This window comes from Bosea sp. F3-2 (assembly GCF_008253865.1).
Taxonomy (GTDB): domain Bacteria; phylum Pseudomonadota; class Alphaproteobacteria; order Rhizobiales; family Beijerinckiaceae; genus Allobosea.
On sequence record NZ_CP042331.1, the window covers coordinates 764,227 to 788,843 of the forward strand.

Below are 24,617 nucleotides of genomic sequence, written 5' to 3' on the forward strand. Positions count from 1 at the left end.
CCCAGCCTCGGCATAAGTCTCAATTTCATACTCTGCCCGACGCCGTGAGCCAACGCATGGGCGTCGCCAGGAGCATTTCCCTCGGAACCTGCCACAAAAATGCGACACCCTCCTTTCGAAAATGCAAACGCTTAGAAGATGAAGGCCTCCGGTCGGCGGAACTCGGACAGAACCGGAGCCGCAGCGTCGAACACCGGGCGGCCGGCGACGATATCCGCGGATTTTCGATAAAGTTTGACGCGGGCGGAACGCCCTGCCCCCTCGATCACGACCAGCCGACCCTCGGCTCGCAGCAAGGGGAAAAGCGATTCCGGCTGGGTCTCGCAGGCGCCGCTGACCAGAATCGCATCGAATGATTCTCTGGCGGGCTGCGTGGCGGCAACCGCGACCTGTTGAGCGCCGGCAGCCCGCAACGCGCCTTCGGCGAGCATGCGCGCCGCCGAGTCGGGCTCCCACAATGTGACCTTGGCACCGATATGGGCCATCAGCGCTGCCCCGTAGCCAGAGCCGCCGCCATATTCGAGAGCATCCTCGCCTGCCTCCAGGTCGAGCAGCTGAATCATGCGGACGATGACCATCGGCGTCATCAAGGCGCGGCCGGTGCCGGGCAGTGCGATCGGCTGGTCGAGATAGGCGAGATGCGCGAAATTCTCGGGGACGAACACCTCGCGCGGAACCGTATCGGCCGCAGCCAGCACGGCCCGATCGGTAATGTCATAGGTGCGCAACTGGCAATCGACCATGTTGCGGCGCAGCCCGCTGAAACCTTCCATAACCCTGAACTCTCCGTCCGCGCTGGCGCCCGGCAGGGGCCGGCTGCGAAGAGCCTTCCATCCGGCCGGCTCAGCGCCGTTCACGGCTGCTTTGTGTTCGACCCGCGCGCAAAAGGCAAGCGCGCCTTGCATCGCAGCAAGGCAACGAGCTGTCAGGCAGGACCGACGATTTAGGGGAAGAAGCTGGCTCCCGGAGCAGGATTCGAACCTGCGACCAATCGATTAACAGTCGATTGCTCTACCGCTGAGCTATCCGGGAACAACGTGGCGGCGTCATAGCGGGGTGACTCCGGCAGCGCAAGCCCCTTGCGAGCCAACCAAGCAGATTTGTCATCAGCGCTGTGGACGGTGCGATGCCGGCTTGCGGCGGACTGCGGCTTGTGGTTATTGCGCTTTCGCTGAAGCGGCCGATGCCGCTTTCGCCGGAAGGCCTCGTGGCGGAGTGGTTACGCAGAGGACTGCAAATCCTTGCACCCCGGTTCGATTCCGGGCGAGGCCTCCAAAAATCTTCCTTCTTCCTGACACCGATCCGCTTCCTGCCGTGTTTGGGCCGGCGGGGCTTGGCGCGCGCACGATCCTGCCCGAACGCGCCCTGCACTGGTTCAGGAACGATCTGCGGCTGGCGGACAACCACGCCCTTGCCGGCCGGCGGCACCGATTCCAGCGCCAGCGCGATTCGATGCGCTTCCCCGGAGTGCGAATCGGCGAGACCTACCCTGCCCCGCTCGTCGATCTCGCCTTTAGGCGTCAGCGCGTGCTCGATGCCTTCGCCACGATCCGCAATCGCTGAGGAGGTCAGCCGTCCCGGCTGGCGAAGCGGGACATCAGCGCGAAATAAGCCGGATAGGGCAATAACCGCGCTGCCTTCAGCAGCCAGGCGAGGCGGCGCGGAAAGGTGATCTCGAAGCCGCCGCGCTCGAAGCCATCGACGATTCGCCGGGCGCCCTCCTCGACCGTGAGCAGGAACGGCATCGGGAAGCGCCGGCCCTGCGTCATCGGCGTGTCGACGAAACCGGGATTGATCAGTTGCAGGCGGATACCGGCCGCCTTGCAATCGAAGCGGAGCGACTCGCACAAATGGATCGCGCCCGCCTTGGCGGCTCCGTAGGCGGCGGCGCCCGGCAGGCCGCGATAGCCGACGAGCGAGGCGTTGACCGCGATCTGACCGCGCCCACGCGCGACCATGCGCGGCTGCACGGCGAAGAGGCTCTTCGCGACGCCCAGCAGGTTGACCGCGACGACCTTCTCCACGGTCTCGGCATCGATCGCCCCGCCCTGCCTGGATGCTATGCCGGCATTCAGGAACGCCAGCGCGATCGGTCCGTGAATGCTCTCGATGGTCTCGGTGATGTCCTGCATCGCCTGCGCATCGGTCACGTCGCCGGCATGGGCGACGATCCGGCCCGGCAAGCCTTCAGCCTCGCGTGCGACCGCTTCGAGAGCGTCGGTCCTTCGAGCGGTGATCGCGACCGTCCAGCCGCGCCGCGCCAGTTCGCGCGCAACCGCGGCTCCAATGCCGGAGCTGGCACCAGTGACCCAGGCGACGCCGTCCTGCGGTTTCATGCGGGGCAAGGCCATGGCTGCTCCGGGTTGGTCGGAATTGCCATCTAGGCATCAATTTGTGACGCCGGAAGTCTCGCGGCCCAATTCATCCCCGCTATCCCGTCAATGAGGTGGCACCGGCGCAGCAATCGGTGCAGTCTGCGCCGCGAAGGCGCCGCAAGCGCGACCAGCGAGACGACGAGATCATGCCGACCGAACTGCTCTTCCGCCAGGATGCCTATCTGAAGGAGACGCCCGCGACGGTGGAAGCCGTCAACGAGCGCGGCGGCATCATCCTCGACCGCACGATCTTCTATGCGACCGGCGGCGGCCAGCCCGGCGATGTCGGGCACCTGCGTCGGCCCGATGGCAGTCTCATCGCCATCGGCACCACGATCTACGATCCGGAGGACAAGAGCCGGGTCATCCATGTCCCCGCCGAAGGTCAGTCTTTGCCGGCGCCGGGCGAGGCCGTGACCGCCGCGCTCGACTGGGAGCGCCGCTTCAAGCGCATGCGCGTGCACACCGCGCTCCATCTGCTCAGCGTCGTGCTGCCCTTCCCCGTCACCGGCGGCTCGATCGGCGACGGCGACGGGCGGCTCGATTTCGACATCCCGGAAGGCGGGCTCGACAAGGCCGAGGTGACCGAGAAGCTCAACGCGCTCGTCGCGCGCAACGCCGATGTGAGCGAGCGCTGGATCACCGATGAGGAGCTCGACGCCAACCCGGGCCTCGTCAAGACGATGTCGGTGAAGCCGCCGCGCGGTTCCGGCCGCGTCCGGCTCGTCGCCATCGGCGATATCGACCTGCAGCCCTGCGGCGGTACCCATGTCCGCAACACGGCGGAAATCGGCCTCGTTGCCGTCACCGATATCGAGAAGAAGGGCAAGCAGAACCGGCGCGTGCGCATCACGCTGGCCTGAGATTGGTTTTCGACGGAAGTTCGCCGTCATTCCGGACAAGCGGCGAAGCCGCGCCGATCCGGAATCCATCGAAGAGCGCAGAGCCCTACGATGGATTCCGGGTCAAGCCCGGAATGACGGTGCGGTTCCGGTACTAACAAGCCTCGAATATCCCCAAGGACATCGCCTATGGCCCGTGAAGATGTTTTCGTTTCGACTGACTGGCTCGCCGAGCGCCTGAACGCGCCCGACGTCATCGTGATCGATGGTTCCTGGTATCTGCCGGCGCATGCCCGTGATCCGCACGCCGAATATGCCGAGCGACGCATCCCCGGCGCGGTGCATTTCGACATCGATGCGGTGAAGGACACCGGCTCCGACCTGCCACATATGCTGCCGCGGCCGGAGGCCTTCGCTGCGGCCGTCGGCGCCTTGGGCGTCGGCGACGGCATGCGTATCGTCGTCTATGACGGGCTCGGCCTGTTCTCCGCGCCGCGCGTGCGCTGGACCTTCCGGACCTTCGGCGCCAAGGACGTCGTCATCCTCGAAGGTGGCTTCCCGAAATGGGAGCGCGAGGGCCGGCCGATCGAGCACGGCCCGCCGCGCGCCCGCGCCGCGCGCAGCTTCACTGCCCGGCTCGACCACTCGGCCGTCGCCAGCGCGGATGATGTCGCCAAGGCGCTTGCCGGTGGAACGCAGGTCGTCGATGCCCGCCCGGCCGACCGCTTCCGTGGGGAAGCACCTGAACCGCGTCCCGGCGTCCGCTCCGGCCATATGCCCGGCGCGCTCAATGTGCCGGCGACCGCGCTGATCGCCGATGGCGGCCTGAAGGATCCCGCCGCTATCGCCGCCGCCTTCGCCGAGGCCGGCGCCGACCTCGACAAGCCGCTGATCACGAGCTGCGGTTCCGGCGTTACCGCTGCGATCCTCGCGACCGCGCTGGAGACCATCGGCAAGCCAGTCCGCGCGCTCTATGACGGCTCCTGGGCCGAGTGGGGCGCCAGCGATCGGCCGATCGCGACAGGGCCGGCGAAGAAGAGCTGAGACATTCGCGCCTGGACAGGGCGAACGCGAGGAGGACGCCATGAGCGATCATTCGCACGACCATGACCATCACCACGAGCACACGCATAACGGCGAGCCGCGCTGGAAGCACGACGGCGTGCGCGTGATCTCCGGCGACAAGCTCGATCCCAACACGGCGCAGACGCCGGGCATGTTCCGGCAGGCGGCGATCAACCACGCCCGCGTCGGCGCGCAGAAGATCTGGGCCGGCACGGTCGCGATCCAGCCCAACGCCAAGACCGGCGTGCACCATCACGGCGAGCTTGAAAGCGTGATCTATGTGGTGAGCGGCAAGGCGCGGATGCGCTGGGGCGAGCGGCTGGAGTTCGTCGCCGAGGCCGGGCCGGGCGATTTCATCTATGTCCCGCCCTTCGTGCCGCATCAGGAGATCAATGCGAGCCCCGACGAGCCGCTGCAATGCGTGCTTGTGCGCTCGGACAACGAGGCGGTGGTGGTCAACATCACCGATGTCGACCCGGTCGAGCAGCCGGAAGAGGTCTACTGGGTCGACCCGATCCACAAGCACCCGCAGGGGTGAACCAGAGGGTTCCCATCGAACCACGCCGTCATTCCGGACAAGCGGCGAAGCCGCGCCGATCCGGAATCCATCGAAGGGTGCCAACGCTCTACGATGGATTCCGGGTCAAGCCCGGAATGACGGCGTGGTTCGATTGTTAAGCTTCAACCCGTCTCGAAATCGCCCGGCTGTGGCGGCGCGACCGGGGTGAAGAGCGTGCGGTCCGGCTTGATGTCGAGGAGCGGTGTCTCGTCGAGGCAGTCGAGCCCGCGCACCAGCAGCACCCGCCCTTCGCGCGCGACCAGCGTCGCGATCGAGGTGCCGATCGGATTGGGCCGCACCGGCGTACGCAGGGCGAAGGTGCCATAGGTCTCGCGATTGTTGGCCGGGCTCTGGCGGACGAGGTCGCGGCGCGACTGGTGCAGCCAGTAGAGCACCTCCAGCCACTCGAAGCGCTCGATGCCGTCGAGGGCCTCGTCCCAGGGCGGAAAGAGCTCGATGCGGCAGATCGGCCCATCCGCCCTGCCCTGGCGCGGACAGGTCAGCCGCGAGGTCCAGGGCGTGCGGATGGTGCCGATGAAGACGAGGCCGGCATCGGTCGCCTGCGGTGGCGCGACGGCGACCTCCTTCTCGCGGATCTCGTTCTCACGGACCATGGCAGGCGGGTCTCCCTCAAGTCGTTTTCGATCAGGCTTCCCCGTCATTGCGAGCCCCCGGGTCTTGCCTTCGGCAAGCCCGAGGACAGGCTCCGCGAAGCAATCCAGGGGCGGCAGGGCTGAACGGTTCGACCCGGTCCCCCTGGATTGCTTCGTCGCTGTGCTCCTCGCAATGACGACCCCTCTCCCTGCGCAAGCAGGGGGCCGCGCTGGCCGCCTTGACTTGGCTCCGGGCGCGCTGCAACCATCGTTATATCCGTCGATATACAACGATGAGCGTAGCGAGGACCAGCATGTTGAAGCGCCGTACCCTGCTGGGCATGGGCCTGGCCCTTGCCGCGAGCCTTGCTCCCGCCTTCGATGCAGCGCAGGCGCAGACGAAGGAGCTCGTCATCTTCGCTGCTGCCAGTATGAAGAATGCGCTGGACGAAGCTTCCGCCAACTGGGTGAAGGAGAGCGGCAAGCCCGCGCCGAAAATCTCCTACGCCGCCAGCAATGCGCTGGCGAAGCAGCTCGAGAACGGCGCTCCGGCCGATCTTTTCGTCTCGGCCGATCTCGACTGGATGGACTATGCGGCAGCCAAGAACCTGATCAAGCCTGATACCCGCGTCAGCCTGCTCGCCAACCGCATCGTGCTTGTCGCCGGCAAGGATTCGACCGCCGAGCTCGATCTCAAGCCCGGGGTCGACATCGCCGCCGCGCTCGGCTCCGATCGCCTCGCCATGGGCAATGTCGATTCTGTCCCGGCCGGCAAATACGGCAAGGCCGCGCTGGAAAAGCTCGGCGCCTGGGACAAGGTGAAGGACAAGATCGCGCAGGCCGATAATGTCCGCGCCGCGCTGCTCTTTGTCTCGCGTGGCGAGGCTCCACTCGGCATCGTCTATGCGACCGATGCCGCCGCCGACCGCCAAGTCAAAGTCGTCGCGACCTTCCCCGAGGATTCGCACCCGCCGATCGTCTATCCCGTCGCCGTCACCAGGGATTCGGCCAACCCCGACGCGCAGGCCTTCCTGACCTATCTGCGCAGCCCCGCCGCCAAGCCCGTCTTCGAGAAGCAGGGCTTCACGGTGCTCAACAAGGCTGCCAGCTCCTCGTGAGCGACTTGTTTTCGCTTTCCCCCGAGGAATGGACGGCGGTGAGGCTCAGCCTCATCGTTGCCAGCACCGCCATGCTCGCGAGCCTGCCGCTCGGGCTTGGCGTTGCGCTTCTGCTGGCGCGCGGGCGCTTCTGGGGCAAGTCCCTGCTCGACGCCATCATCCATATGCCGCTGATCCTGCCGCCGGTGGTGACGGGCTATCTGCTGCTGATCGGCTTCGGCCGGCGCGGACCGATCGGGCAATTGCTCTACGACTGGTTCGGGATCGTGTTCTCCTTCCGCTGGACGGGCGCGGCGCTGGCCTGCGGGGTGATGGGCTTTCCGCTAATGGTCCGCGCCATCCGGCTCTCGATCGAGGCGGTCGACCGCAAGCTGGAAGCCGCCGCCGGCACGCTTGGCGCCAGCCCGATCTGGGTCTTCCTCGTCGTCACCCTGCCGCTCTGCCTGCCCGGCATCATCGCCGGCATGATCCTGTGCTTCGCCAAGGCGATGGGCGAGTTCGGCGCGACCATCACCTTCGTCTCCAACATCCCCGGCGAGACGCAGACGCTGCCTTCGGCGATCTACACCTTCACCCAGGTTCCAGGCGGCGACGCTGGCGCGATGCGGCTGACGCTGATCTCGATCGTGATCTCGGTCGCGGCGCTCTTCCTCTCCGAATTGATGGCGCGCATCGTCGGCCGCCGGATCGAGATCGAATGAAGCCCGTCCTCGACATCGCCGTCCGTCACCAGGTCGGCGACTTCAAGCTCGATGCCGCCTTCACCTCCGACGGGCGCCTGACAGCCCTGTTCGGCAGTTCGGGGTCGGGCAAGACCTCGCTGGTCAACGTCATCGGCGGGCTGATCCGCCCGGAAGCCGGCCATGTCCGCGTCGATGGCGAGACGCTGGTCGATACCGAGCGCGGCATCTTCCTGCCGAAGCACCGCCGGCGCATCGGCTATGTCTTCCAGGAGGCGCGGCTCTTCCCCCATCTCACCGTGCGGCAGAACCTGCTGTTCGGGCACTGGTTCGTGCCGCGTCTACAGCGCAAGCCGGCCGAACTCGACAAGGTGCTTGAGCTGCTCGGCATCGGCCATCTGCTGCGGCGGCGGCCGGGCGGCCTCTCCGGCGGCGAAAAGCAGCGCGTCGCCATCGGCCGTGCTCTGCTGGCGCAGCCGCGCCTGCTGCTGATGGATGAGCCGCTTGCCGCGCTCGACGAGGCGCGCAAGGCCGAGATCCTGCCGCATATCGAGCGGCTGCGCGACGAGGCCGGCATCCCGATCGTCTATGTCTCGCATGCGCTGACGGAGGTCGCGCGCCTCGCCACCACCGTCGCCATGGTCGAGAACGGGCGCATCGCCGCTTGCGGTCCGACAGTCGAGATCCTCGCCCGGCCCGATCTGGCGGCGCGGCCGGGTGCACCGGAAGCGAGCACTCTGCTCTCGGCCGAGGTCGCCGGCTTCGAGGACGCCTTCGGGCTGGCGCAGCTGACGACGCCGGCCGGGCCGCTGACGATTGCGCGCGGCACGCTCCAGCAAGGTGAGCGGATCAAGATCCGCATCCTGGCGAGCGACGTCATGCTCAGCCTCGGCCGCCCCGGGGAGATCAGCGCGCTCAATGTGCTGTCCGGCACGGTCTCCGAGATCGGCGAGCGGAGCGGCCCGGGCGGCAGCACCGTGAATCTGCTTATCGCCTGCGGCGAGGCGAAGCTGGCAGCCCGTTTGACGGCGAAATCCGTCGCCTTGCTCGGGCTTGCGCCCGGCAAACCCGTGCATGCTGTGATCAAGAGCGTCTCGGTCGAGATGCCCTGAGACCGCTGCCGCAGTTCGGCTGGAGCCGCGCCGTCATTCCGGGGCGCCGCATGGCGGCGAGCCCGGAACCCATGAACACGACGCCCCATCCTCGGGCGATGATCCGAGAAACTCCTGCAGGCGATATGCAGGACCTCGCCCATACATGACGGAGCGTGCTGGAACGGCTCCGTGTTCATGGGTTCCGGGTTCTTCGCTGGCGCGAAGCCCCGGAATGACGGCGTGGTTCCGCGGAGTATCATGCCGCCCCTTGACCTTCCCATAATGGGAAGCCCCATATGGCTCGTCATCACCATGAAGGAGACGGCGATGACGGTCATCGACAGGAGCAGGAACGAACTCGAAACGCTCGATCTGGGCGTCGAGGGCATGACCTGCGCGAGCTGCGTCGGGCGCGTCGAGCGTGCCATCGCGGCCGTACCGGGTGTCGATGCCGTCGCGGTCAACCTCGCGACCGAGCGGGCCCGCATCACCTTCGCCAAGGGCGGCACCGATCTCAGGCAGATCGAGGCGGCGATCCGGCAGACCGGCTACGCACCGGTCGAGACGACGGTCGATCTCTCCGTTTCGGGCATGACCTGCGCCTCCTGCGTCGGCCATGTCGAGAAAGCGTTGCGCGCCGTGCCGGGCGTCGTCGCTGCCACCGTTAATCTTGCGACCGAGCGCGCCAGCGTGAAGACGCTCGCCGGCAGCGATATCACCCCAGCACTCGTCAAGGCTGTGGCGGGCGCCGGCTACGAGGCGAGCCCGGTCGCCGCAGCCGATGGTGATGCCGCGGCGCGCCAGCAGGCCGCCAAGGACGAGGAGCAGGGCAAGCTGCTGCGCTCGGTCATCCTCGCCGGCCTGCTGACCCTGCCGCTGCTCGTCGTCGAGATGGGCAGCCACATGGTCCCTGCCCTGCACCATTGGCTCGCCGGCAGCTTCGGCGAGGGAAATGTCCGCGTCGCCTCCTTTGCACTCGCGACGATCGTGCAGTTCGGGCCGGGCCTCGTCTTCCTGCGCAAGGGCTTTCCGGCGCTGCTGCGCGGGGCACCCGACATGAACTCGCTCGTCATGCTCGGCACCGGCGCAGCCTATCTCTATTCGACCGTCGCAACCTTCCTGCCGGAGCTGCTGCCGGAGGGCACGGAGGGTACCTATTTCGAATCCGGTGCGGTGATCGTGACGCTGATCCTGCTCGGCCGCTGGTTCGAGGCCCGCGCCAAGGGCCGCACCGGCGCCGCCATCCGCAGCCTGATTGCGCTCCAGCCCAAGACCGCCCGCGTGCTGCGCGACGGCCTCGAGAGCGATGTGTCCGTCGAGACCGTTCGTCCCGGCGATAGCGTCATCCTGCGGCCGGGCGAGCGCGTCCCGGTCGATGGCGAGGTCACCGACGGCACCTCCTTCGTCGATGAATCGATGATCACCGGCGAGCCGGCGCCCGTGCGCAAGGAGGCCGGCAGCATCGTCACCGGCGGCACCGTCAACGGCTCGGGCGCGCTGCGCTTCACCGCGCAGAAGGTCGGCTCCGACACGCTGCTCGCCCAGATCGTGCGGACCGTGCAGGCCGCGCAGGGCGCCAAGTTGCCGATCCAGGCGCTGGTCGACCGCGTCACCCTCTGGTTCGTCCCGGTCGTGATCGTGCTGGCGCTGGCGACCTTCGCCGTCTGGCTGACATTCGGGCCGAGCCCGGCCCTGTCGCATGCGCTGGTCAACGCTGTCGCGCTGCTGATCATCGCCTGCCCCTGCGCCATGGGCCTGGCCACCCCGACCTCGATCATGGTCGGCACCGGCCGGGGCGCGGAGCTCGGCATCCTCTTCCGGCAAGGCGACGCGCTGCAAGCGCTCAAGGACGTCAAGATCGTTGCGCTCGACAAGACCGGCACGCTGACCAAGGGCAAGCCGGAACTGACCGACATTGAACCGGCATCCGGCTTTGCGGCCGACGAGGTGCTGCGGCTCGTCGGCTCGGCCGAGAACCGCTCCGAGCATCCGCTGGCGCAGGCGCTGGTCGCTGCCGCCAAGGCGCGCGGGCTTCAGCTCGCCGAGCCGGCCGATTTCGCCAGCGACCCCGGCCGCGGCGTCACGGCGACGGTCGAGGGCCGCAAGGTCGCCATCGGCGGCCACAGGCTGATGGAAGAGGCGAAGCTCGACATCGCGCCGTTCTCAGCTCGCGCCAGGGCGCTGGCGGAAGCGGGCAAGACGCCGCTCTATGCCGCGATCGAGGGCAAGATCGCTGCCGTCATCGCCGTCGCCGACGCGGTGAAGGAGACCACGCCCGCGGCAATCGCCGCGCTGCACAGGCTCGGCCTCAAGGTCGCGATGGTGACCGGCGACGATCATCGCACCGCGCAGGCCGTCGCCCGCGGCCTCGGCATCGACGAGGTCTGGGCCGAGGTCCTGCCCACCGACAAGGCCGAGGTGGTGAAGCGCCTGCAGCAGCGCGGCGCCAAGGTCGCTTTCGTCGGAGACGGCATCAACGACGCGCCCGCCCTCGCCCAGGCCGATGTCGGCATCGCCATCGGCACCGGCACCGACATCGCCATCGAGAGCGCCGATGTCGTGCTGATGTCGGGCGACGTGATGGGCGTGCCGCGCGCCATCGCCCTGTCGCAGGCGGTGATCGCCAATATCCGCCAGAATCTGGCCTGGGCCTTCGGCTATAACGCCCTGCTGATCCCGGTCGCGGCCGGCGTGCTCTATCCTGCCTTCGGGATCTTGCTCTCGCCGGTTTTCGCCGGGCTTGCGATGGCGCTGTCGAGCGTGAGCGTCGTCACCAATGCCCTGCGGCTGAAGCGTTTCCGCATCCCGGCCTCGCATGGCGTGGCCGGACAGGAGGTCTGAGATGAACATCGGTCAAGCGGCAACCCGCTCGGGCGTCAGCGCCAAGATGATCCGCTACTACGAGAGCATCGGCCTGATCACCGCGCCGGCTCGCACCGCGGCGCAGTACCGGGTCTATGCCGATGACGACGTGCACACGCTGCGCTTCGTCCGCCGCTCCCGCGATCTCGGCTTCTCGCTGGACGAGACGCGCGAGTTGCTGACGCTCTGGCGCGACAAGAGCCGGGCCAGCGCCGATGTGAAGCGCCTCGCGATGGCGCATGTGCGCGAGCTCGAGGAAAAGGCGGCCGAGCTCAAGGCGATGGCTGACACGCTGCGGCATCTGGCGACGCATTGCCATGGCGATCACCGGCCGGATTGCCCGATCCTGGCCGATTTTGCTGCCACCTCGCGGACGCAGGGCAAAGCCTGAGACGTGACCGGCCTCGGCCGTCATGCTCGGGCTTGACCCGAGCATCTCGGAAACCAGTGTCTTCTCGTCACGAGTTTCTCGGGTCTACGCTTCGCTTCGCCCGAGAATGACGGCGGGGGGTCGCCACCGATCATCGCCAGGGCCGCTGGCCTGAGACGCTGTTCCGCCATGCGCTGAATGTCTGGACGCGGCAGCGCAGGCTTGCTCATATGCCGCCGCCCACTAGAGGCGGGTCCGGCCCGGCCGCATCGGCCCCGTTGGGGAATCCGCCTCTCAACGAAAGACGGGGAGCGCCTGGGCGTTCTCCAGGCGGAACGACAATGGACAATCGAAACGATCTCTGGCGGCATGTCGATGCGAACAAGGAGCGCTTGATCGCGCTGAGCGACCGGGTCTGGGGCATGCCGGAGGTGTGCTACACCGAGAAGCGCTCGGTGGCCGAGCATGTCGCCGAGCTGAAGCACCAGGGCTTCCGCATCACCGAGAACGTCGCCGACATCCCCACCGCCGTCATCGGCGAGGCTGGCGAAGGCGGCCCGGTCATCGCCTTCCTCGGCGAGTACGACGCCCTGCCCGGCCTCTCGCAGGAAGCCGGTATCGCCGAGCACAAGGAGATCGAGACTGGCGGCCACGGCCATGGCTGCGGCCACAACCTGCTCGGCTCCGCCGCGATGCTCGCAGCCGTGGCGATGAAGGACTGGCTCGCCGAGAACAAGATCCCCGGCCGCGTGCGCTATTATGGCTGCCCGGCCGAGGAAGGCGGCGCCGCCAAGGCCTTCATGGTCCGCGCCGGCGCCTTCGACGACGCCGATGTCGCCATCAGCTGGCACCCGTCGAGCTTCTGGGAGGTCGCTCCGGCGCTGGCGCTCGCCAATACCCGTGCCGATTTCGTCTTCACCGGTCGCGCCTCGCATGCCGCCGCCGCGCCGCATCTCGGCCGCTCGGCGCTCGACGCCGTTGAACTCATGAATGTCGGCGTCAACTACATGCGCGAGCACATGCCGTCCGACGCGCGCGTCCATTACGCCCTGCTCGACACGGGCGGTATCGCGCCGAACGTCGTCCAGGCCCATGCCCGCGTCCGCTATTCGATTCGCGCTCGTGATCTCCGCGGCATGCTGGAGCTCGTCCAGCGCGTGAAGAAGATCGCTGAAGGCGCTGCGTTGATGACGGAAACCAAGATGGAGATGCGTATCGTCAGCGCTGTCTCCGATCTCGTCGCCAACACGCCGCTCGAAGAAGCCATGCACAAGGTGATGGAGGAGCTCGGCGCGCCGCATTTCGACGACGCCGACAAGGCCTATGCCGAGAAGATCCGTGCCACGCTCTCGGCCCAGGACATCGCCGCGATCTGGCGCACGGTCGGCATGCAGGACACCGGCACGCCGCTGGCCGACTTCCTCGTGCCGCGCGACGCCAAGCGCAATCCGGCGATCGGCTCGACCGATATCGGCGATGTCAGCTGGGCGGTTCCGACCGTGCAGGCCCATGCGCCGACGGTGGCGCTCGGCACGCCCTTCCACACCTGGCAGGTGGTGGCGCAGGGCAAGTCACCCGCCGCGCACAAGGCGATGGTGCATGTCGCCAAGGCGATGGCCGCGACCGGTGCTGCCGTGTTGAGCGACCCGGCTCTGATGGAAGCCGCCAAGGCCGACCACAAGGCCCGCCTCGGCAAGGAAGGCTACACCTCGCCGCTGCCGCCCGAGGTCAAGCCGCCGCTGACGATGTCGCTGGGCTGATAGCGCCGGCTCCTGTCATTCTCGGGCGCCGCGCAGCGGTGAGCCGAGAATCTCTTGCCGGAGATGCTCGGGTCAAGCCCACGGCTGTCCAGTTCGCATCGCGCTGACGGGTGCCGGCGCGGGCTCCTCCCTTCCCCCTTGTGGGGAAGGGTATGGGGATGGGGGTGGTTCCGCTTGGTGAGAGTTGAACCCAGTTTGGTGAGCGTTGAACCCAGTCGTTCGACCCCCACCCCTGCCCCTCCCCACAAGGGGGAGGGGTTCCCCGCGCCTGTCATCTCCGTCGCTGTTCTCTGGAAAGCCTTCGATCCATTGCGCTTTCCAAGACGGTCCTGAAAACGAACCGGACAGCCATGGGCTTGACCCGAGCGTGACGGGCGATGGTTATCGGTCCATCGCCCCGATTGAACGAACACACATGATCCGGGACAATGGGCCTCTGCCGCCAGCCGGCAGAATCGCCCGCCCGGAGCAGCCATGGATCGCGCAGAAGAATCAGGAGACGGACTGGGCCGGCATCACCGCTCGGCCAGCGGTCAGGCTGATTCCGCTGTTCCCGAGCCCGTCGATCTCGCCGGCTATGTGCTGGATGAGCAATTCGGCTTCCTGCTGCGGCAGATGCAGCAGCGCTATGTCGCGATGTTCCTTGAGATGATGGGCGAGGACGGGCCGACGCCGCCACAATTCGCCGCTCTGTGCCGGCTCGCCGCCGACGGGCGGATTTCCCAGAACCAGCTCGGCCGCATGACGGCGATGGACCCGGCCACCATACGGGGCGTGGTCACGCGCCTGGAAGAACGCGGGCTGGTCGAACGCCTGCATGATCCCGACGACAAGCGCCGCGTGCTGGTGCAGCTCAGCCCGCGCGGGCGCGAGCAACTGCCCGCCTACGTCGTGCGCGCCAAGGCGATCACCATCGCCGCCCTGCATCCGATGGAGGATCGCGAGGTCGCGCCGCTGCTCGATCTGATGCGGCGTCTGCTCGCCGGTTTCAAACCGCCAGATACTGGTGCCGCGCCGCCGCGTCGGCCTTGAGTGCCGCCATCGTAGCGTCGAAGCGGATCAGCCCCTTCTCGATGATGACGGCACGGTCGGCGATGCTGCCGGCGAAATGCAGGTTCTGCTCGGAAAGCAGCACCGAAAGCCCCTCGCCCTTCAATACGCGGATCGTCTCGGCCATGGCCTCGACGATGACGGGGGCGAGCCCTTCCGACGGCTCGTCGAGCAGCAGCAGGCGCGGATTGCCCATCAGCGTGCGGGCGATGGTCAGCATCTGCTGCTCTCCGCCCGACATCGCGCCACCCGGCCGGTCACGCATGCGGCCGAGATTGGGGAAGAGCGCGAAGAGGCGCTCCGGGGTCCAATGCGGCGCGCCGGCCCGCGGCGGCTGGCGGCCGACCTCGAGGTTCTCCATCACCGTCAGTTCGGAGAAGACGCGCCGGTCCTCCGGTACATAGCCGATGCCGAGGCGGGCGATCGCGAAGGGCTCGCGCCCGGCGATGTCCTTGCCCTCGAACCGGATCGTGCCACGCGGCTGCGGCACCAGCCCCATCACCGTCTTCATCGTCGTCGACTTGCCGGCGCCATTGCGGCCCATCAGCGCGACGACCTCGCCGCTTCCAACCGAAAAGCCGACACCATGCAGGATATGGGCGCGGCCATACCAGGCCTCGACGCCGGAGAGTTCGAGGAGTGCTGCCATCAGTGCCCTCCCGAGGTCGCGCCGGAGCCGAGATAGACGGCGCGAACCTGCGGGTCGTTGCGCACCTCGGCACTGGTCCCGGCCGCGATCAGCCGGCCGCGGTCAAGCACCAGCACGCGGTCGGCATGAGCGAAGACGACGTCCATGTCGTGCTCGGTGAACAGCACGGCGATGCCCCTCTCCTTCGCGATGCGGGCGGTGAGTGCCATCAGGGCGATGCGCTCCTGCGGCGCCATGCCGGCGGTCGGCTCGTCCATCAGCAAGAGCTTCGGCGCATTGGCGAGCGCGACCGCAAGCTCGACACGCTTCAGGTCGCCATAGGCGAGCACGCCGCAGGCGCGCTCGGCCTGTTGGGTCATGCCGACCTGATCGAGCAGCGCATCCGCAGCCTTGCAGTGGCGCCCGTTGGCGCGGCCAAAGAGGCGCCAGCTCTCGCTGGCATGCGAGATCAGCGCCATCTGGACGTTTTCGCGTACGGTCATCGAGGCGAAGGTCGCGGTGATCTGGAAAGTGCGGCCGACACCGAGGCGCCAGATTTTGCGCGGCTCCAGCCCGGTGATCGGCTTGCCCGCAAGAAGTACTTCGCCGCGATCGGGCTTCAGCTGCCCGTTCAGCAGGTTGAAGCAGGTCGTCTTGCCGGCGCCGTTGGGGCCGATCAGGGCGATCAGGCGCCCAGCCTCGGCCGAAAAGGAAACACCATCGACCGCCTTCACCCCGCCGAAGGATTTGGCGAGGTCGCGGGCCTCCAGCACGACGGTGTTGAGCGCGCTCATGCTGCCGCCGTCACTTGCGCGGCGCTCTGCCGCCGGGCGCGCCAGAAAAGCCAGGTGCCGACGAGGCCACGCGGGAACAGGACGACCAGCAGGACGATCGAAAGCCCGAGGATGAAGCGCCAATAGGCCGTCGCCTTCATCAATTGCTCGTTCAGCCCCATATAGGCGAAGGCGCCGACGACCGGCCCGGCCACGGTCTGTACGCCGCCGAGCAAGACCATCAGCAGCGCGTCGACCGAACGCGGGATCGCCATATAGGTCGGAAAGACCGAGCCTTTCGAAAAGGCGAAGAGCCCGCCGGCGATGCCGGCCGCGAGCGCGGCGATGACGAAGGCCGCCCATTGCAGGCGCCCGACATCGAGGCCGATCGCCTCGGCCCGCAAGGGGCTGTCGCGGCCGGCGCGCAGGGCGTAGCCGAAGGGCGCGAAGATGATGAGGCGCAGGGCCAGGATCACAAGCACGGCGATGGCGAGCGCGAGATAGTAGAAGGCCGGTTTGGAGACCGCCCAGCCGGAGGGCCAGACGCCGAGGATGCCGTTGTCACCGCCGGTCAGATCCACCCATTGGAAGGCCGTGGCCCAGGCGATCTGGGCGAAGGCCAGCGTCAGCATGGCGAGATAGACGCCCGAGAGCCGCACGCAGAACCAGCCGAAGATCGCGCCCGCGATGCCGGCCATCACCGGTGCGAAGACGAGCGCAGGCTCCATCGAAGCGCCCAGCCATTTCACCGCCAGCGCTGCGCCATAGGCGCCGAGGCCGAAATAGGCGGCATGGCCGAAGGAGATGATGCCGCCCGGCCCCATCAGCAGATGCAGCGAGGCGGCGAAGACCGCGAAGATCACCAGATCGGTCAGCGTCAGGACGAGATGATCGGGCACGAGGAGCGGCGCCAGGATCAGCAGGGCGAGCGCCACGGCGCCGAACGCCTTGGCCGGGCGATCGGCCGGGCGCAGCAGGAAGAGCTGGCCGGCATGGCCGCGCGGCTCGACAGCGGCCTTGCCGAGTAGGCCGTGCGGTCTGGCGATCAGCACCACCGCCATCACCAGGAAGACCAGCACGAGCGTGATCTTGGGTAGAATCAGGATTCCGAAGGCGTGGAGCACGCCGATCAGGACGGCGGCGAGATAGGCGCCGGTCACGCTGCCGAGCCCCCCGACCACGACCACCACGAAGGCCTCCGCGATCATGGACAGGTCCATATGGAGGTTGATCGCCTCGCGCGGAAGCTGCAGCGCGCCACCAAGCCCGGCAAGCGCGGCACCGAAGGCGAAGACCGAGGTGAAGAGCAGGCGCTGGTTGACGCCGAGCGCGCTCACCATCTCGCGGTCCTGCGTCGCGGCCCGGATCAATACGCCCCAGCGCGTCAGATGGAACAGGAACCAGATCAGGCCGAGCACGACCGGACCGACCGCGATCAGGAAGAGCTCGTAGCTCGGGAAGCGGCTGTCGAACAGGATGACGAAGCTGCGGAAACCCGGCGCGCGCGGGCCGAGCTTGTCCTCAGGCCCCCAGGTCGCGAGCGCGATGTCCTGCAGCATCAGCACGACGCCGAAGGTCGCGAGCAGCTGGAACAGCTCCGGCGCCTGATAGATCCGCCTGAGGATCGCGACCTCGATCAGCGCGCCGACGAGGCCGGTGAGCAGAACGGCGAGCACCACGCCGCCCCAGAAGCCGAAGGCATCGGCCGGGCCGAGCCAGTTTACCAGCGTAAAGGCCAGATAGCCGCCCAGCATGTAGAGCGAGCCATGGGCGAAGTTCACGATGCGCGTGACGCCGAAGATGATCGACAGCCCGCACGCCACCAGGAATAGCGACGACGCCGAAGCCAGGCCGTTCAGGGTCTGGGTGAGGACGAGATCCAGCATGTCGTCTCGAGCGAAGCGGCTGACCGATTGGAAACGTGATCGTCATTCCGGACAAGCGGCTGCAAGCCGCGCCGATCCGGAATCCATCACAGGCCTCGACACCCTATGATGGATTCCGGGTCAAGCCCGGAATGACGGCGTTTTCCATCGGACAAACTCAGCCGATGACCGGGCGCAGCTTGCGAACCTCGTCATCGCTAGGCAGATATTTGGCGCCGTCGCGATAGCTCCAGTCGACCATCACGCCCTTGCCGTTCCTTTGCGCGCTCTTGCCGACATAGGCGCCGAGCGTCGACTGGTGGTCGATCTTGCGGAACTCGATCGGGCCGAAGGCCGAGGTGAATTTCAGCCCCTCGAAGGCATCGACGAGCTTCTCGTTGTCGACCGAGCCGGCCTTCGCCAGCGCGGCTGCGATAGCCTGCACCGTCTCGTAGCCGACGACCGAGCCCAGCCGCGGATAGTCGTTGTACTTCGCCTTGTAGGCGTCTCGGAACTTGACGTGCTCCGGCGTCTGCAGATCGGCATGGGGATAGCCGGTGATGATCCAGCCTTCCGGCGTCTCGGCGCCGAGCGTGTCGAGATATTCGGGCTCGCCGGTCAGCATCGAGGCGACCTGGCGCCCCTCGAACAGGCCGCGCGTGTTGCCGGCGCGGACGAAATTGGCGAGGTCGACCGCGAAGGTTACGTTGAAGATCGCCTCGGGCTTGGCAGCTTCCAGCGCCTGGACGGTGGCGCCGGCATCGATGCGACCGAGCGCCGGGAACTGCTCGGCGACGAATTCGACATCGGGCCGCGCCTTCTTCAGCAACTCCTTGAACCACTTCACCGCCGACTGGCCGTACTCGTAGTTCGGCGCGACGATCGCCCATTTCTTCGCCGGGAGCTTCGCCGCCTCCTCGACCAGCATCGCCGCCTGCATGTAGGTCGAGGGCCGCAACCGGAAGGTGTAGCGATTGCCCTTCGACCAGACGAGCGCGTCGGCCAGTGGCTCCGAAGCGACGTAGAGCCGCTTGTTCTGGTTGGCGTAATCGGCGAGCGCCAGGCCGACATTGGACAGGAAGCCGCCGGCGATGATGTCGACCTTCTCGGCCGTCGCGAGATCGGCAGCGTGGCGTACTGCATCTTCCGGTTTGCCGGCATCGTCGCGGAAGGTCGTCTCGAGCTTGCGGCCGAGCACGCCGCCGGCCGCATTGATCTGCTCCTGCGCCAGCTCCCAGGCCTGACGATAGGGTTTCAGGAAGGCCGGCTGGGCGGTATAGCTGTTGATCTCGCCGATGCGGATCGGCCCTGCCCCCTGGGCACGCACCAAGCCGGGAGTTCCGACGGCGGCAACGCCGGCGATGAAACTGCGACGATCGATCTGCATCAGGCTGTCCTTCGCCCCGCTTCGGCCGCGGTCCGCGCCGATACCACCCGCCGCCTGATGCGGCAGGAGCGGAAATCATTTGCATGCATATGAAATTCCATGTTGGCCGATTGTCAACAGCATCTCGGCAATGCAGCAGAAGCAGGTCTGCCGAGAAACGCGGCGCCGCCAGCGCCCGAAATACATAAAATCGTTTGATTTCAAATTGATAAGGGAAGCTGAAAAATAAGTCAGTGCTGCTGCCCTTTTTGTCTTGCGGGAGCGAGGTGGCGCTCCTATCTAGTGGGCAGCGCAGCAGAGATGCTGCGTCGCCCTCCTTGGGCGTTTCCTCCCTAGACTTGGGCTGCGCTTTCCGGCGCGGCCCTTTTTTTGTCTGGGAGGCGGTTTGCTCACCACCAGCGGCGGCCGTAATACCACCCCGGCGGCGCATCGTAGCGGTCGAAGCGAGAACGCCGATCCGCCGCGCGATTGAGGTCGAGCTGCAGCAGGCAGTTCGCGAAGCCCTCGCTCGATGTGCGGAAGCCGAAGGAGCGGCAGCGCGCCTCGTCGGCCGCGCGCAGCTCGGCATCCGTCACGCAGCCGCTGCAGGCGAGCACCAGGAGAGCTCCGGCAACGAGCTTTCCGATCCTCATGGCGCGTCTCCTCTGCGCACTCGCTGCGAACGGGACTACGCGCAAAGCGGCCCTCCGGTTCCGGACCTGCTTCAGCGCGAGAACCGCACCGGCACCGCGAGTGCGATCGAGTTGCCGCCAATCCCGTCCGGCGGCGCCGGCACCGGGCTCGCCCGCCTGATCATCGCGACCGCCTCCTCGTCCAGCGCCGCATCTCCCGAGCCGCGCACCAGCCGCGCCGAAAGCACGCGGCCGCCCCGATCGATGCTGAAAGCGACCTGGACGGTGCCGGGGCTGGCGCCGCCCGGGAAGCGCTTGAAGCGATTGAGATGGGCGATCAGGGAGCCGCGCCAGCTGGCATTGGCGGCCGGCGAGGCTGAAGAGGCGCCCGAAGCCGGCGCAGCGGCCTGCGGCGCGTTCTGTGCCTGCGCCATCGGGGCCGTGGTCTGGTCGGCCTTGGGCTTGTCCGGATTCAGCGGCTTTCGCCGCTCGACGACCTTCGGCTTCGGCTTGGGCTTCGGCTTCACCTCCGGCGGCTTCGGCTGCTCCTCCGGCGGCGGGGTCAGCACGGCGGCAGCGTCAGGCAGCGGCGGCAGCTCGGGAATCTTGATCTCGGGTTCGGGGATCGCAACCGGCTCCGGCCGCGGAGGCTCGGGCTCCTTCGGCTGCTCGACCGGCTCAGGCGTCGGTGGCTCCGGTTCGGGCTGTGCCTCGACCATATCCGGACCCGGAGCGACATCCTGCTGCGGCGCCTCGGGCGCGACGGCGAGCGGGGCAAGCTCAATCATGACGGCAGCCGGCGGCGAGCCCATCGCGGCCTCGGCACGCTGCCAGTTCGCCACCACCCAGCCGGCCGCGCCATGGGCGCTCGCCACGACGAGCGCAGCGACGCTCCAGCGCAACGCCGCCGGCGCGAAACGCGACAGCGAACGGCGTTCCACGCTCATGGCTTGGGCCCCGCAACGGCGCCCTGCCCGGTATCCTCGAGGCCGACGAGGGCGATCTTCAGGTAGCCGGCATTGCGCAGGAGGTTCATCACCTCCATCAGCTCGCGATAGGCGACCGTGCCGTCGGCGCGCAGAAAGACACGCTGCTCGCGGTCGCGATTGGTGCGCTGGTCGAGGGTCGTTTGCAGGGTTTCGCGCGGAACCGGATCGTTGCCGAGCGCGAGCGAGAGGTCGCCCTTCACGGTGAGGAAGACGGGTGTGTCCGGCCGCGGCTGCGGCTGCGCGTTCGAGACCGGCAGGTCGACCGCGACATCGACGGTGGAGAGCGGCGCCGCCACCATGAAGATGATCAGCAGCACCAGGATGACGTCGATGAAGGGCGTGACGTTGATGTCGCTGACTTCGCCGAGATCACCGTCCTGCGCGTCCTTGACGGAAACGGCCATGGCTCACTCCGCCGGCACGAGCGACGCGGAGGCGGCCGCAGCCGCCGATGCCGACGAGGAGGATGCCGAGCGCGGAGCCGGTGCAATTGCACGCTGGCGCCGTTCGAGATCGCGCGAGAGATGGCGCAGGATCTCGCCGGAGGCGTCCGACAGGGTCGCGCGATAGCCGGTGATCGCACGGGCGAAGACGTTGTAGATGATGACGGCGGGGATCGCGGCAACGAGGCCGATCGCAGTCGCCAGCAGCGCCTCGGCAATGCCCGGCGCCACCACTGCGAGATTGGTCGTCTTCGCCTGGCTGATGCCGATGAACGAATTCATGATGCCCCAGACTGTGCCGAACAGGCCGACGAAGGGGGCGGTCGAGCCGATGGTGGCGAGCAGGCCGGTGCCGCGCGCCATGGCGCGGCCGGCGCGAACCTCGATCCGGGAGAGTGCGATGGCGACGCGCTCCTTGATGCCGTCCTCGCCGAGATCGGCCGAGCGGCGCGTCTCGGAGAGCGCGGCCGTGAGCAGCTCACCGACGGCGCCGCGCAGCTTGCCGCTCTTGGAAGCGGCGGCGCCGGCCGCTGCGCTGAGGCTTTCCGCCGCCTCGATGCGGCGCAGCGCGCGGCCGGCCGCGGCCTTTGCCGCGGCCAGTTCCATCGCCTTGGCGAGCCAGATCGTCCAGGTCACCAGCGAGGCGAAGGCGAGGCCGAGCATCACGGCCTTCACCACGATGTCGGCGGCCATGAACATGCCCCAGGGCGACAGGTCATGCGGCAGCACCGCCGTCGCGGCCGGCGCGGCAGTGGGAGCCGGCGGAGCCTCCGACGTCAGCGGCGGATGCGCGGTGCTTGGCGGGTTGATGCCGAGCTGAGACGGAACCGAAGGCAGCGGAGTGGTCGGAGCGGCCGGCTGGGCTTGAGCGGCGGGAGGCGGGGCGGCAGCAGGAGCTTGGCCCTGGGCCTGGACGGCAAGCCCGGACAGAGCCGAGAGACCCGCCGCGACGAGAGCCAGACGAAACGCGCGCATCATCACCAATCCAGTCTTCGCTGGAGGCAAGCTCGCCTGGCTGTCGCCGGCGCGGAACCCCTCGGTTTTCACCCTCCCCGGAGGCCGCCGCCTCCGCGCGAAAAGCACATCCCGAATTTCAGAGGCTCCGTTGCTTCCTCATTGGAATCATTACAAAAAAAGCTTGCAGAACCGATGCTGCATATGCGATACGCCTGTTCGAATCGGCCGGGCATGTCAAGGCAGACTCGCCCTGATTCATGCGGTCGCGCACTCGCGTTTTTCGGCGCCGCCGATGATCGCGCCGCTCTCACATATCCGTTATTCGATGCATGCAGGGCCGGGCGCCGGCTCGCCCTTTAGGAATCCGTCGGCCGGTCGATCTCGGCCTGAAGCGCGGCAAGGTGTTCGCTCGCCGCTGCGGTGGCCGCCTGCTCGACTTCGCGGAAGCGCATGATCAAGGCTTGGCCGAGATCGGTCACCCGGGCTCCACCGCCATTGCGGCCGCCGGTCTGACGCTCGACCACCGGCTTGCCGAACAGCGTGTTCAGCTCCTCGACCAGCTCCCAGGCCCGCCGATAGGACATCTCCATCGCCCGGCCCGCAGCCGAGATCGAGCCTCGCGCGGCGATCTGCTCGAGCAATTCGATCTTGCCGGGGCCGATCCGCCCCTCGGGATCGAGCTGGATGCGCAGGCTGAGCGAGGGCACCGTGGCCGCTCAGGAGGCTTTGGCGAGACCGGCGCTCTCCCCGCAGGCGGAGAGATAAATCGCCGCGATGCGCTCGATCCCGGCCTGATCGGCGGCGTCGAAACGCGCGACCGTGGGGCTGTCGAGGTCGATGACGCCGATGGCGCCGTCACGGCCGATCAGCGGGACGACAAGCTCCGAGCGGGAAGCCGAGTCGCAGGCGATATGGCCGGGAAAGGCATGGACGTCCTCGACCAGAACCGAGGCGCGACGCGCCATGGCGGTTCCGCAGACGCCCTTTCCGACCGGAATACGCACGCAGGCCGGCTTGCCCTGGAAGGGGCCGAGCACGAGCTCGCCCTCGCGCATCAGGTAGAATCCGGCCCAGTTGAGCTCCGGCATCATCTGGTAGAGCAGTGCCGAGGTATTGGCGGCATTGGCGATCGGGTCGCTCTCCCCGGTGAGCAGCGCTTCGAGCTGCGCCGCCAGCTCGCGATAGAATGCGGCCTTGTCGGTCGTGTCGATGCGATGGGCCTCGAACATGGTTCTGCGTCTCGCTGAGGGCTTTGAAATCCAAGGGCTGTCCTACCACCATCGAGAGGCCGGCGCCAAAGCCCTTTCCGAACGCAGGCGGGTCATGGCAATCCTCCCCCGCGCCATCTGGAAGGGAATCGACCTTTGAGCGGGACGACCCGGCGGCTGCGCATTGCGGCCGCCCTGCTGACCGACGAACGCCAGCGCCTGCTTCTCGTCAGGAAGCACGCAACCACGGCCTTCATGCAGCCGGGTGGCAAGATCGAGCCCGGCGAGCAGCCGCTCGACGCGCTGCTCCGCGAGCTGCGGGAAGAGCTCGGCTTCGCCATCCCGCGTGATGAGCCGCACTATCAGGGCCGTTTCGCTGCGCCGGCCGCCAACGAGCCCGGCTTCACGGTCGAGGCGGAGATCTTCGCGCTCGCCCTGCCCGCAACGCCGCGTCCGGCTGCCGAGATCGCGGAGATCGCCTGGCTGGAGCCCGACCAGCCGCCGGCCGTCGCACTCGCCCCGCTGACGCGAGACCATATCCTGCCGCTCTGGCGCTCCCTCCTTTCGGAGACTTTGCGTGATGAATGAGCCGAACCCCGTGGCCGGCCCGCGCCGCGCCGATGGCAGCGCCGGCGACGCCGATTACGGCCGGATCGGCCAGGGCTATGCCTCCTATCGCCAGCCCGAGCCTGCCATCGCCGCCCTGATCGAGGGCGCGCTCGGCCGGGCCGATCGCATCCTCAATGTCGGGGCCGGCGCCGGCTCCTATGAGCCGCGCAACCGCGACGTCACGGCGGTCGAGCCTTCCGCCTCGATGCGGGCGCAGCGGCCGGCCGAGATTGCCGTGGCGATCGATGCGACGGCGGAGAAACTGCCCTTTCCCGACCAGTCCTTCGACGCGAGCATGGCGACCTTCACCGTGCATCAATGGCAGGATCTCGATGCCGGCCTGCGCGAGATGCGCCGCGTGACACGCGGACCGGTCGTGATCCTCTCCTGCGACCCGGAGCTGGTCGAGGCCTTCTGGCTCAACCACTACGCTCCCAAGGTTCTGGCGACGGAGGCGCGGCGCTATCCGTCGCTCGGGCATATCGGCAAGGTGCTGGGCGGCGATGTCGAGATCGTCGCGGTGCCGATTCCCCTCGCCTGCCGCGACGGCTTCAACGAGGCCTATTACGGCCGGCCGGAGCTTTTTATGGAGCCGGGTGCGCGCTCAGCCTGCTCCGCCTGGAGCTTTGTGAGTGAAGCCGAGAGTGCCGGCTCGATCGCCCATCTGCTGGACGACCTCGAATCCGGAGCCTGGGACTCCCGCCATGGCTTCCTGCGCAGCCAGCCGAGCTTCGAAGGCTCGCTGCGCCTCGTCGTCGCGCGGCCCTGATTCAGGCGGC

26 protein-coding genes and 2 tRNA genes are annotated in these 24,617 nt (G+C 67.6%); 14 read left to right on the plus strand and 14 right to left on the minus strand.

Going from position 1 to position 24,617, the window contains the following annotated elements; genetic code table 11:
• Positions 1-131 precede the first annotated feature (131 nt).
• Together FQV39_RS03655 and FQV39_RS03660 are read right to left on the minus strand one after the other, a co-directional pair.
• Complete coding sequence (locus FQV39_RS03655; protein ID WP_187640153.1) at positions 132-773, minus strand: protein-L-isoaspartate O-methyltransferase family protein; 642 nt, start codon at positions 771-773, stop codon at positions 132-134.
• Positions 774-957: 184 nt separating this feature from the next.
• Positions 958-1,032: transfer RNA gene (locus FQV39_RS03660), tRNA-Asn, on the minus strand.
• A gap of 169 nt (positions 1,033-1,201) precedes the next feature.
• Here FQV39_RS03660 and FQV39_RS03665 point away from each other — a divergent pair.
• Both FQV39_RS03665 and FQV39_RS03670 read left to right on the plus strand, forming a co-directional pair.
• Positions 1,202-1,275: transfer RNA gene (locus FQV39_RS03665), tRNA-Cys, on the plus strand.
• Positions 1,276-1,314: 39 nt separating this feature from the next.
• Positions 1,315-1,563, plus strand: coding sequence for a deoxyribodipyrimidine photo-lyase (locus tag FQV39_RS03670; RefSeq protein WP_149129065.1), 249 nt, complete (start codon positions 1,315-1,317; stop codon positions 1,561-1,563).
• Between the two features lie 5 nt (positions 1,564-1,568).
• Here FQV39_RS03670 and FQV39_RS03675 read toward each other — a convergent pair whose 3' ends face one another.
• The gene (locus FQV39_RS03675; protein ID WP_149129066.1) at positions 1,569-2,351 is read right to left on the minus strand and encodes an SDR family NAD(P)-dependent oxidoreductase; all 783 of its coding nucleotides are present in this window, start codon (positions 2,349-2,351) and stop codon (positions 1,569-1,571) included.
• 170 nt (positions 2,352-2,521) lie between these two features.
• On the opposite strand from FQV39_RS03675, the gene FQV39_RS03680 reads away from it, so the two are divergent.
• The 3 genes from FQV39_RS03680 to FQV39_RS03690 all read left to right on the plus strand — a co-directional run bounded on the left by FQV39_RS03680 (position 2,522) and on the right by FQV39_RS03690 (position 4,820).
• Positions 2,522-3,238, plus strand: a complete 717-nt coding sequence (locus FQV39_RS03680) for an alanyl-tRNA editing protein (protein WP_149129067.1) — start codon at positions 2,522-2,524, stop codon at positions 3,236-3,238.
• Between the two features lie 168 nt (positions 3,239-3,406).
• On the plus strand, positions 3,407-4,261 hold the full coding sequence (gene sseA / locus FQV39_RS03685; RefSeq protein ID WP_149129068.1) for a 3-mercaptopyruvate sulfurtransferase: 855 nt from the start codon (positions 3,407-3,409) through the stop codon (positions 4,259-4,261).
• Positions 4,262-4,301: 40 nt separating this feature from the next.
• The gene (locus FQV39_RS03690; RefSeq protein ID WP_149129069.1) at positions 4,302-4,820 is read left to right on the plus strand and encodes a cupin domain-containing protein; all 519 of its coding nucleotides are present in this window, start codon (positions 4,302-4,304) and stop codon (positions 4,818-4,820) included.
• Positions 4,821-4,963: 143 nt separating this feature from the next.
• On the opposite strand, the gene tsaA is transcribed toward FQV39_RS03690, so the two are convergent.
• Positions 4,964-5,455, minus strand: a complete 492-nt coding sequence (gene tsaA, locus FQV39_RS03695; RefSeq protein WP_149129070.1) for a tRNA (N6-threonylcarbamoyladenosine(37)-N6)-methyltransferase TrmO — start codon at positions 5,453-5,455, stop codon at positions 4,964-4,966.
• 293 nt (positions 5,456-5,748) lie between these two features.
• Between tsaA and modA the strand changes: the two genes are divergently transcribed.
• The 7 genes from modA to FQV39_RS03730 all read left to right on the plus strand — a co-directional run bounded on the left by modA (position 5,749) and on the right by FQV39_RS03730 (position 14,350).
• On the plus strand, positions 5,749-6,552 hold the full coding sequence (gene modA, locus FQV39_RS03700; protein ID WP_149129071.1) for a molybdate ABC transporter substrate-binding protein: 804 nt from the start codon (positions 5,749-5,751) through the stop codon (positions 6,550-6,552).
• Positions 6,549-7,253: a molybdate ABC transporter permease subunit gene (gene modB / locus FQV39_RS03705; RefSeq protein ID WP_149129072.1), complete on the plus strand. Its 705-nt coding sequence runs from the start codon at positions 6,549-6,551 to the stop codon at positions 7,251-7,253. Before modA ends, modB begins: the two co-directional genes overlap by 4 nt.
• A complete protein-coding gene (modC, locus tag FQV39_RS03710; RefSeq protein ID WP_149129073.1) occupies positions 7,250-8,344 on the plus strand; it encodes a molybdenum ABC transporter ATP-binding protein in 1,095 nt (364 codons plus the stop codon). The genes modB and modC overlap by 4 nt, the downstream gene beginning before the upstream one ends.
• A gap of 309 nt (positions 8,345-8,653) precedes the next feature.
• Positions 8,654-11,167, plus strand: coding sequence for a heavy metal translocating P-type ATPase (locus FQV39_RS03715; RefSeq protein ID WP_187640154.1), 2,514 nt, complete (start codon positions 8,654-8,656; stop codon positions 11,165-11,167).
• 1 nt (position 11,168) lies between these two features.
• Complete coding sequence (gene cueR, locus FQV39_RS03720) at positions 11,169-11,579, plus strand: Cu(I)-responsive transcriptional regulator (protein ID WP_149129074.1); 411 nt, start codon at positions 11,169-11,171, stop codon at positions 11,577-11,579.
• Positions 11,580-11,899: 320 nt separating this feature from the next.
• Positions 11,900-13,318 (plus strand): M20 family metallopeptidase, encoded by a 1,419-nt coding sequence (locus FQV39_RS03725; RefSeq protein WP_149129075.1) that lies wholly within the window; start codon positions 11,900-11,902, stop codon positions 13,316-13,318.
• A gap of 474 nt (positions 13,319-13,792) precedes the next feature.
• Entirely contained in the window at positions 13,793-14,350 is a 558-nt protein-coding gene (locus tag FQV39_RS03730; RefSeq protein WP_149129076.1) for a MarR family winged helix-turn-helix transcriptional regulator, read from the plus strand.
• Here the strand turns inward: FQV39_RS03730 and FQV39_RS03735 are convergent.
• The 10 genes from FQV39_RS03735 to FQV39_RS03780 form a co-directional block, all read right to left on the minus strand.
• Positions 14,307-15,017, minus strand: coding sequence for an ABC transporter ATP-binding protein (locus FQV39_RS03735; RefSeq protein WP_210251160.1), 711 nt, complete (start codon positions 15,015-15,017; stop codon positions 14,307-14,309). The two genes, FQV39_RS03730 and FQV39_RS03735, sit on opposite strands and share 44 nt — an antisense overlap.
• Positions 15,017-15,790 carry an ABC transporter ATP-binding protein gene (locus tag FQV39_RS03740; protein WP_149129078.1) on the minus strand — a complete coding sequence of 258 codons (774 nt, stop codon included), beginning with the start codon at positions 15,788-15,790 and terminating at the stop codon, positions 15,017-15,019. The genes FQV39_RS03735 and FQV39_RS03740 overlap by 1 nt, the downstream gene beginning before the upstream one ends.
• Entirely contained in the window at positions 15,787-17,652 is a 1,866-nt protein-coding gene (locus tag FQV39_RS03745) for an ABC transporter permease (protein WP_149133641.1), read from the minus strand. Before FQV39_RS03745 ends, FQV39_RS03740 begins: the two co-directional genes overlap by 4 nt.
• 160 nt (positions 17,653-17,812) lie before the next feature.
• Positions 17,813-19,021, minus strand: coding sequence for an ABC transporter substrate-binding protein (locus FQV39_RS03750; protein WP_149129079.1), 1,209 nt, complete (start codon positions 19,019-19,021; stop codon positions 17,813-17,815).
• Positions 19,022-19,410: 389 nt separating this feature from the next.
• A complete protein-coding gene (locus tag FQV39_RS03755) occupies positions 19,411-19,653 on the minus strand; it encodes a hypothetical protein (protein ID WP_149129080.1) in 243 nt (80 codons plus the stop codon).
• A gap of 71 nt (positions 19,654-19,724) precedes the next feature.
• The gene (locus FQV39_RS03760; protein ID WP_149129081.1) at positions 19,725-20,579 is read right to left on the minus strand and encodes an energy transducer TonB family protein; all 855 of its coding nucleotides are present in this window, start codon (positions 20,577-20,579) and stop codon (positions 19,725-19,727) included.
• Positions 20,576-21,025, minus strand: a complete 450-nt coding sequence (exbD, locus tag FQV39_RS03765; protein ID WP_149129082.1) for a TonB system transport protein ExbD — start codon at positions 21,023-21,025, stop codon at positions 20,576-20,578. Before exbD ends, FQV39_RS03760 begins: the two co-directional genes overlap by 4 nt.
• Before the next feature lie 3 nt (positions 21,026-21,028).
• Complete coding sequence (exbB, locus tag FQV39_RS03770) at positions 21,029-22,042, minus strand: tonB-system energizer ExbB (protein WP_149129083.1); 1,014 nt, start codon at positions 22,040-22,042, stop codon at positions 21,029-21,031.
• Positions 22,043-22,377: 335 nt separating this feature from the next.
• Positions 22,378-22,728 (minus strand): winged helix-turn-helix domain-containing protein, encoded by a 351-nt coding sequence (locus FQV39_RS03775; RefSeq protein WP_149129084.1) that lies wholly within the window; start codon positions 22,726-22,728, stop codon positions 22,378-22,380.
• 9 nt (positions 22,729-22,737) lie between these two features.
• Positions 22,738-23,250: a GAF domain-containing protein gene (locus FQV39_RS03780; RefSeq protein ID WP_149129085.1), complete on the minus strand. Its 513-nt coding sequence runs from the start codon at positions 23,248-23,250 to the stop codon at positions 22,738-22,740.
• Positions 23,251-23,385: 135 nt separating this feature from the next.
• Between FQV39_RS03780 and FQV39_RS03785 the strand changes: the two genes are divergently transcribed.
• Entirely contained in the window at positions 23,386-23,817 is a 432-nt protein-coding gene (locus FQV39_RS03785) for an NUDIX hydrolase (protein ID WP_149129086.1), read from the plus strand.
• Entirely contained in the window at positions 23,810-24,607 is a 798-nt protein-coding gene (locus FQV39_RS03790) for a class I SAM-dependent methyltransferase (RefSeq protein WP_149129087.1), read from the plus strand. Before FQV39_RS03785 ends, FQV39_RS03790 begins: the two co-directional genes overlap by 8 nt.
• Positions 24,608-24,617 lie beyond the last annotated feature (10 nt).

Excerpts from the sequence above, each read along its gene's own strand:
- FQV39_RS03760 (WP_149129081.1), bottom strand. The coding sequence starts at position 20,579 with ATGAGCGTGGAACGCCGTTCGCTGTCGCGTTTCGCGCCGGCGGCGTTG.
- sseA (WP_149129068.1), top strand. The coding sequence starts at position 3,407 with ATGGCCCGTGAAGATGTTTTCGTTTCGACTGACTGGCTCGCCGAGCGC.
- FQV39_RS03735 (WP_210251160.1), bottom strand. The coding sequence starts at position 15,017 with ATGGCAGCACTCCTCGAACTCTCCGGCGTCGAGGCCTGGTATGGCCGC.
- FQV39_RS03755 (WP_149129080.1), bottom strand. The coding sequence starts at position 19,653 with ATGAGGATCGGAAAGCTCGTTGCCGGAGCTCTCCTGGTGCTCGCCTGC.
- FQV39_RS03715 (WP_187640154.1), top strand. The coding sequence starts at position 8,654 with ATGACGGTCATCGACAGGAGCAGGAACGAACTCGAAACGCTCGATCTG.
- modA (WP_149129071.1), top strand. The coding sequence starts at position 5,749 with ATGTTGAAGCGCCGTACCCTGCTGGGCATGGGCCTGGCCCTTGCCGCG.
- modC (WP_149129073.1), top strand. The coding sequence starts at position 7,250 with ATGAAGCCCGTCCTCGACATCGCCGTCCGTCACCAGGTCGGCGACTTC.
- FQV39_RS03725 (WP_149129075.1), top strand. The coding sequence starts at position 11,900 with ATGGACAATCGAAACGATCTCTGGCGGCATGTCGATGCGAACAAGGAG.
- FQV39_RS03690 (WP_149129069.1), top strand. The coding sequence starts at position 4,302 with ATGAGCGATCATTCGCACGACCATGACCATCACCACGAGCACACGCAT.
- FQV39_RS03675 (WP_149129066.1), bottom strand. The coding sequence starts at position 2,351 with ATGGCCTTGCCCCGCATGAAACCGCAGGACGGCGTCGCCTGGGTCACT.
- cueR (WP_149129074.1), top strand. The coding sequence starts at position 11,169 with ATGAACATCGGTCAAGCGGCAACCCGCTCGGGCGTCAGCGCCAAGATG.
- FQV39_RS03790 (WP_149129087.1), top strand. The coding sequence starts at position 23,810 with ATGAATGAGCCGAACCCCGTGGCCGGCCCGCGCCGCGCCGATGGCAGC.
- FQV39_RS03780 (WP_149129085.1), bottom strand. The coding sequence starts at position 23,250 with ATGTTCGAGGCCCATCGCATCGACACGACCGACAAGGCCGCATTCTAT.
- FQV39_RS03680 (WP_149129067.1), top strand. The coding sequence starts at position 2,522 with ATGCCGACCGAACTGCTCTTCCGCCAGGATGCCTATCTGAAGGAGACG.
- FQV39_RS03750 (WP_149129079.1), bottom strand. The coding sequence starts at position 19,021 with ATGCAGATCGATCGTCGCAGTTTCATCGCCGGCGTTGCCGCCGTCGGA.
- exbD (WP_149129082.1), bottom strand. The coding sequence starts at position 21,025 with ATGGCCGTTTCCGTCAAGGACGCGCAGGACGGTGATCTCGGCGAAGTC.
- FQV39_RS03730 (WP_149129076.1), top strand. The coding sequence starts at position 13,793 with ATGGATCGCGCAGAAGAATCAGGAGACGGACTGGGCCGGCATCACCGC.
- exbB (WP_149129083.1), bottom strand. The coding sequence starts at position 22,042 with ATGATGCGCGCGTTTCGTCTGGCTCTCGTCGCGGCGGGTCTCTCGGCT.
- FQV39_RS03655 (WP_187640153.1), bottom strand. The coding sequence starts at position 773 with ATGGAAGGTTTCAGCGGGCTGCGCCGCAACATGGTCGATTGCCAGTTG.
- tsaA (WP_149129070.1), bottom strand. The coding sequence starts at position 5,455 with ATGGTCCGTGAGAACGAGATCCGCGAGAAGGAGGTCGCCGTCGCGCCA.
- FQV39_RS03740 (WP_149129078.1), bottom strand. The coding sequence starts at position 15,790 with ATGAGCGCGCTCAACACCGTCGTGCTGGAGGCCCGCGACCTCGCCAAA.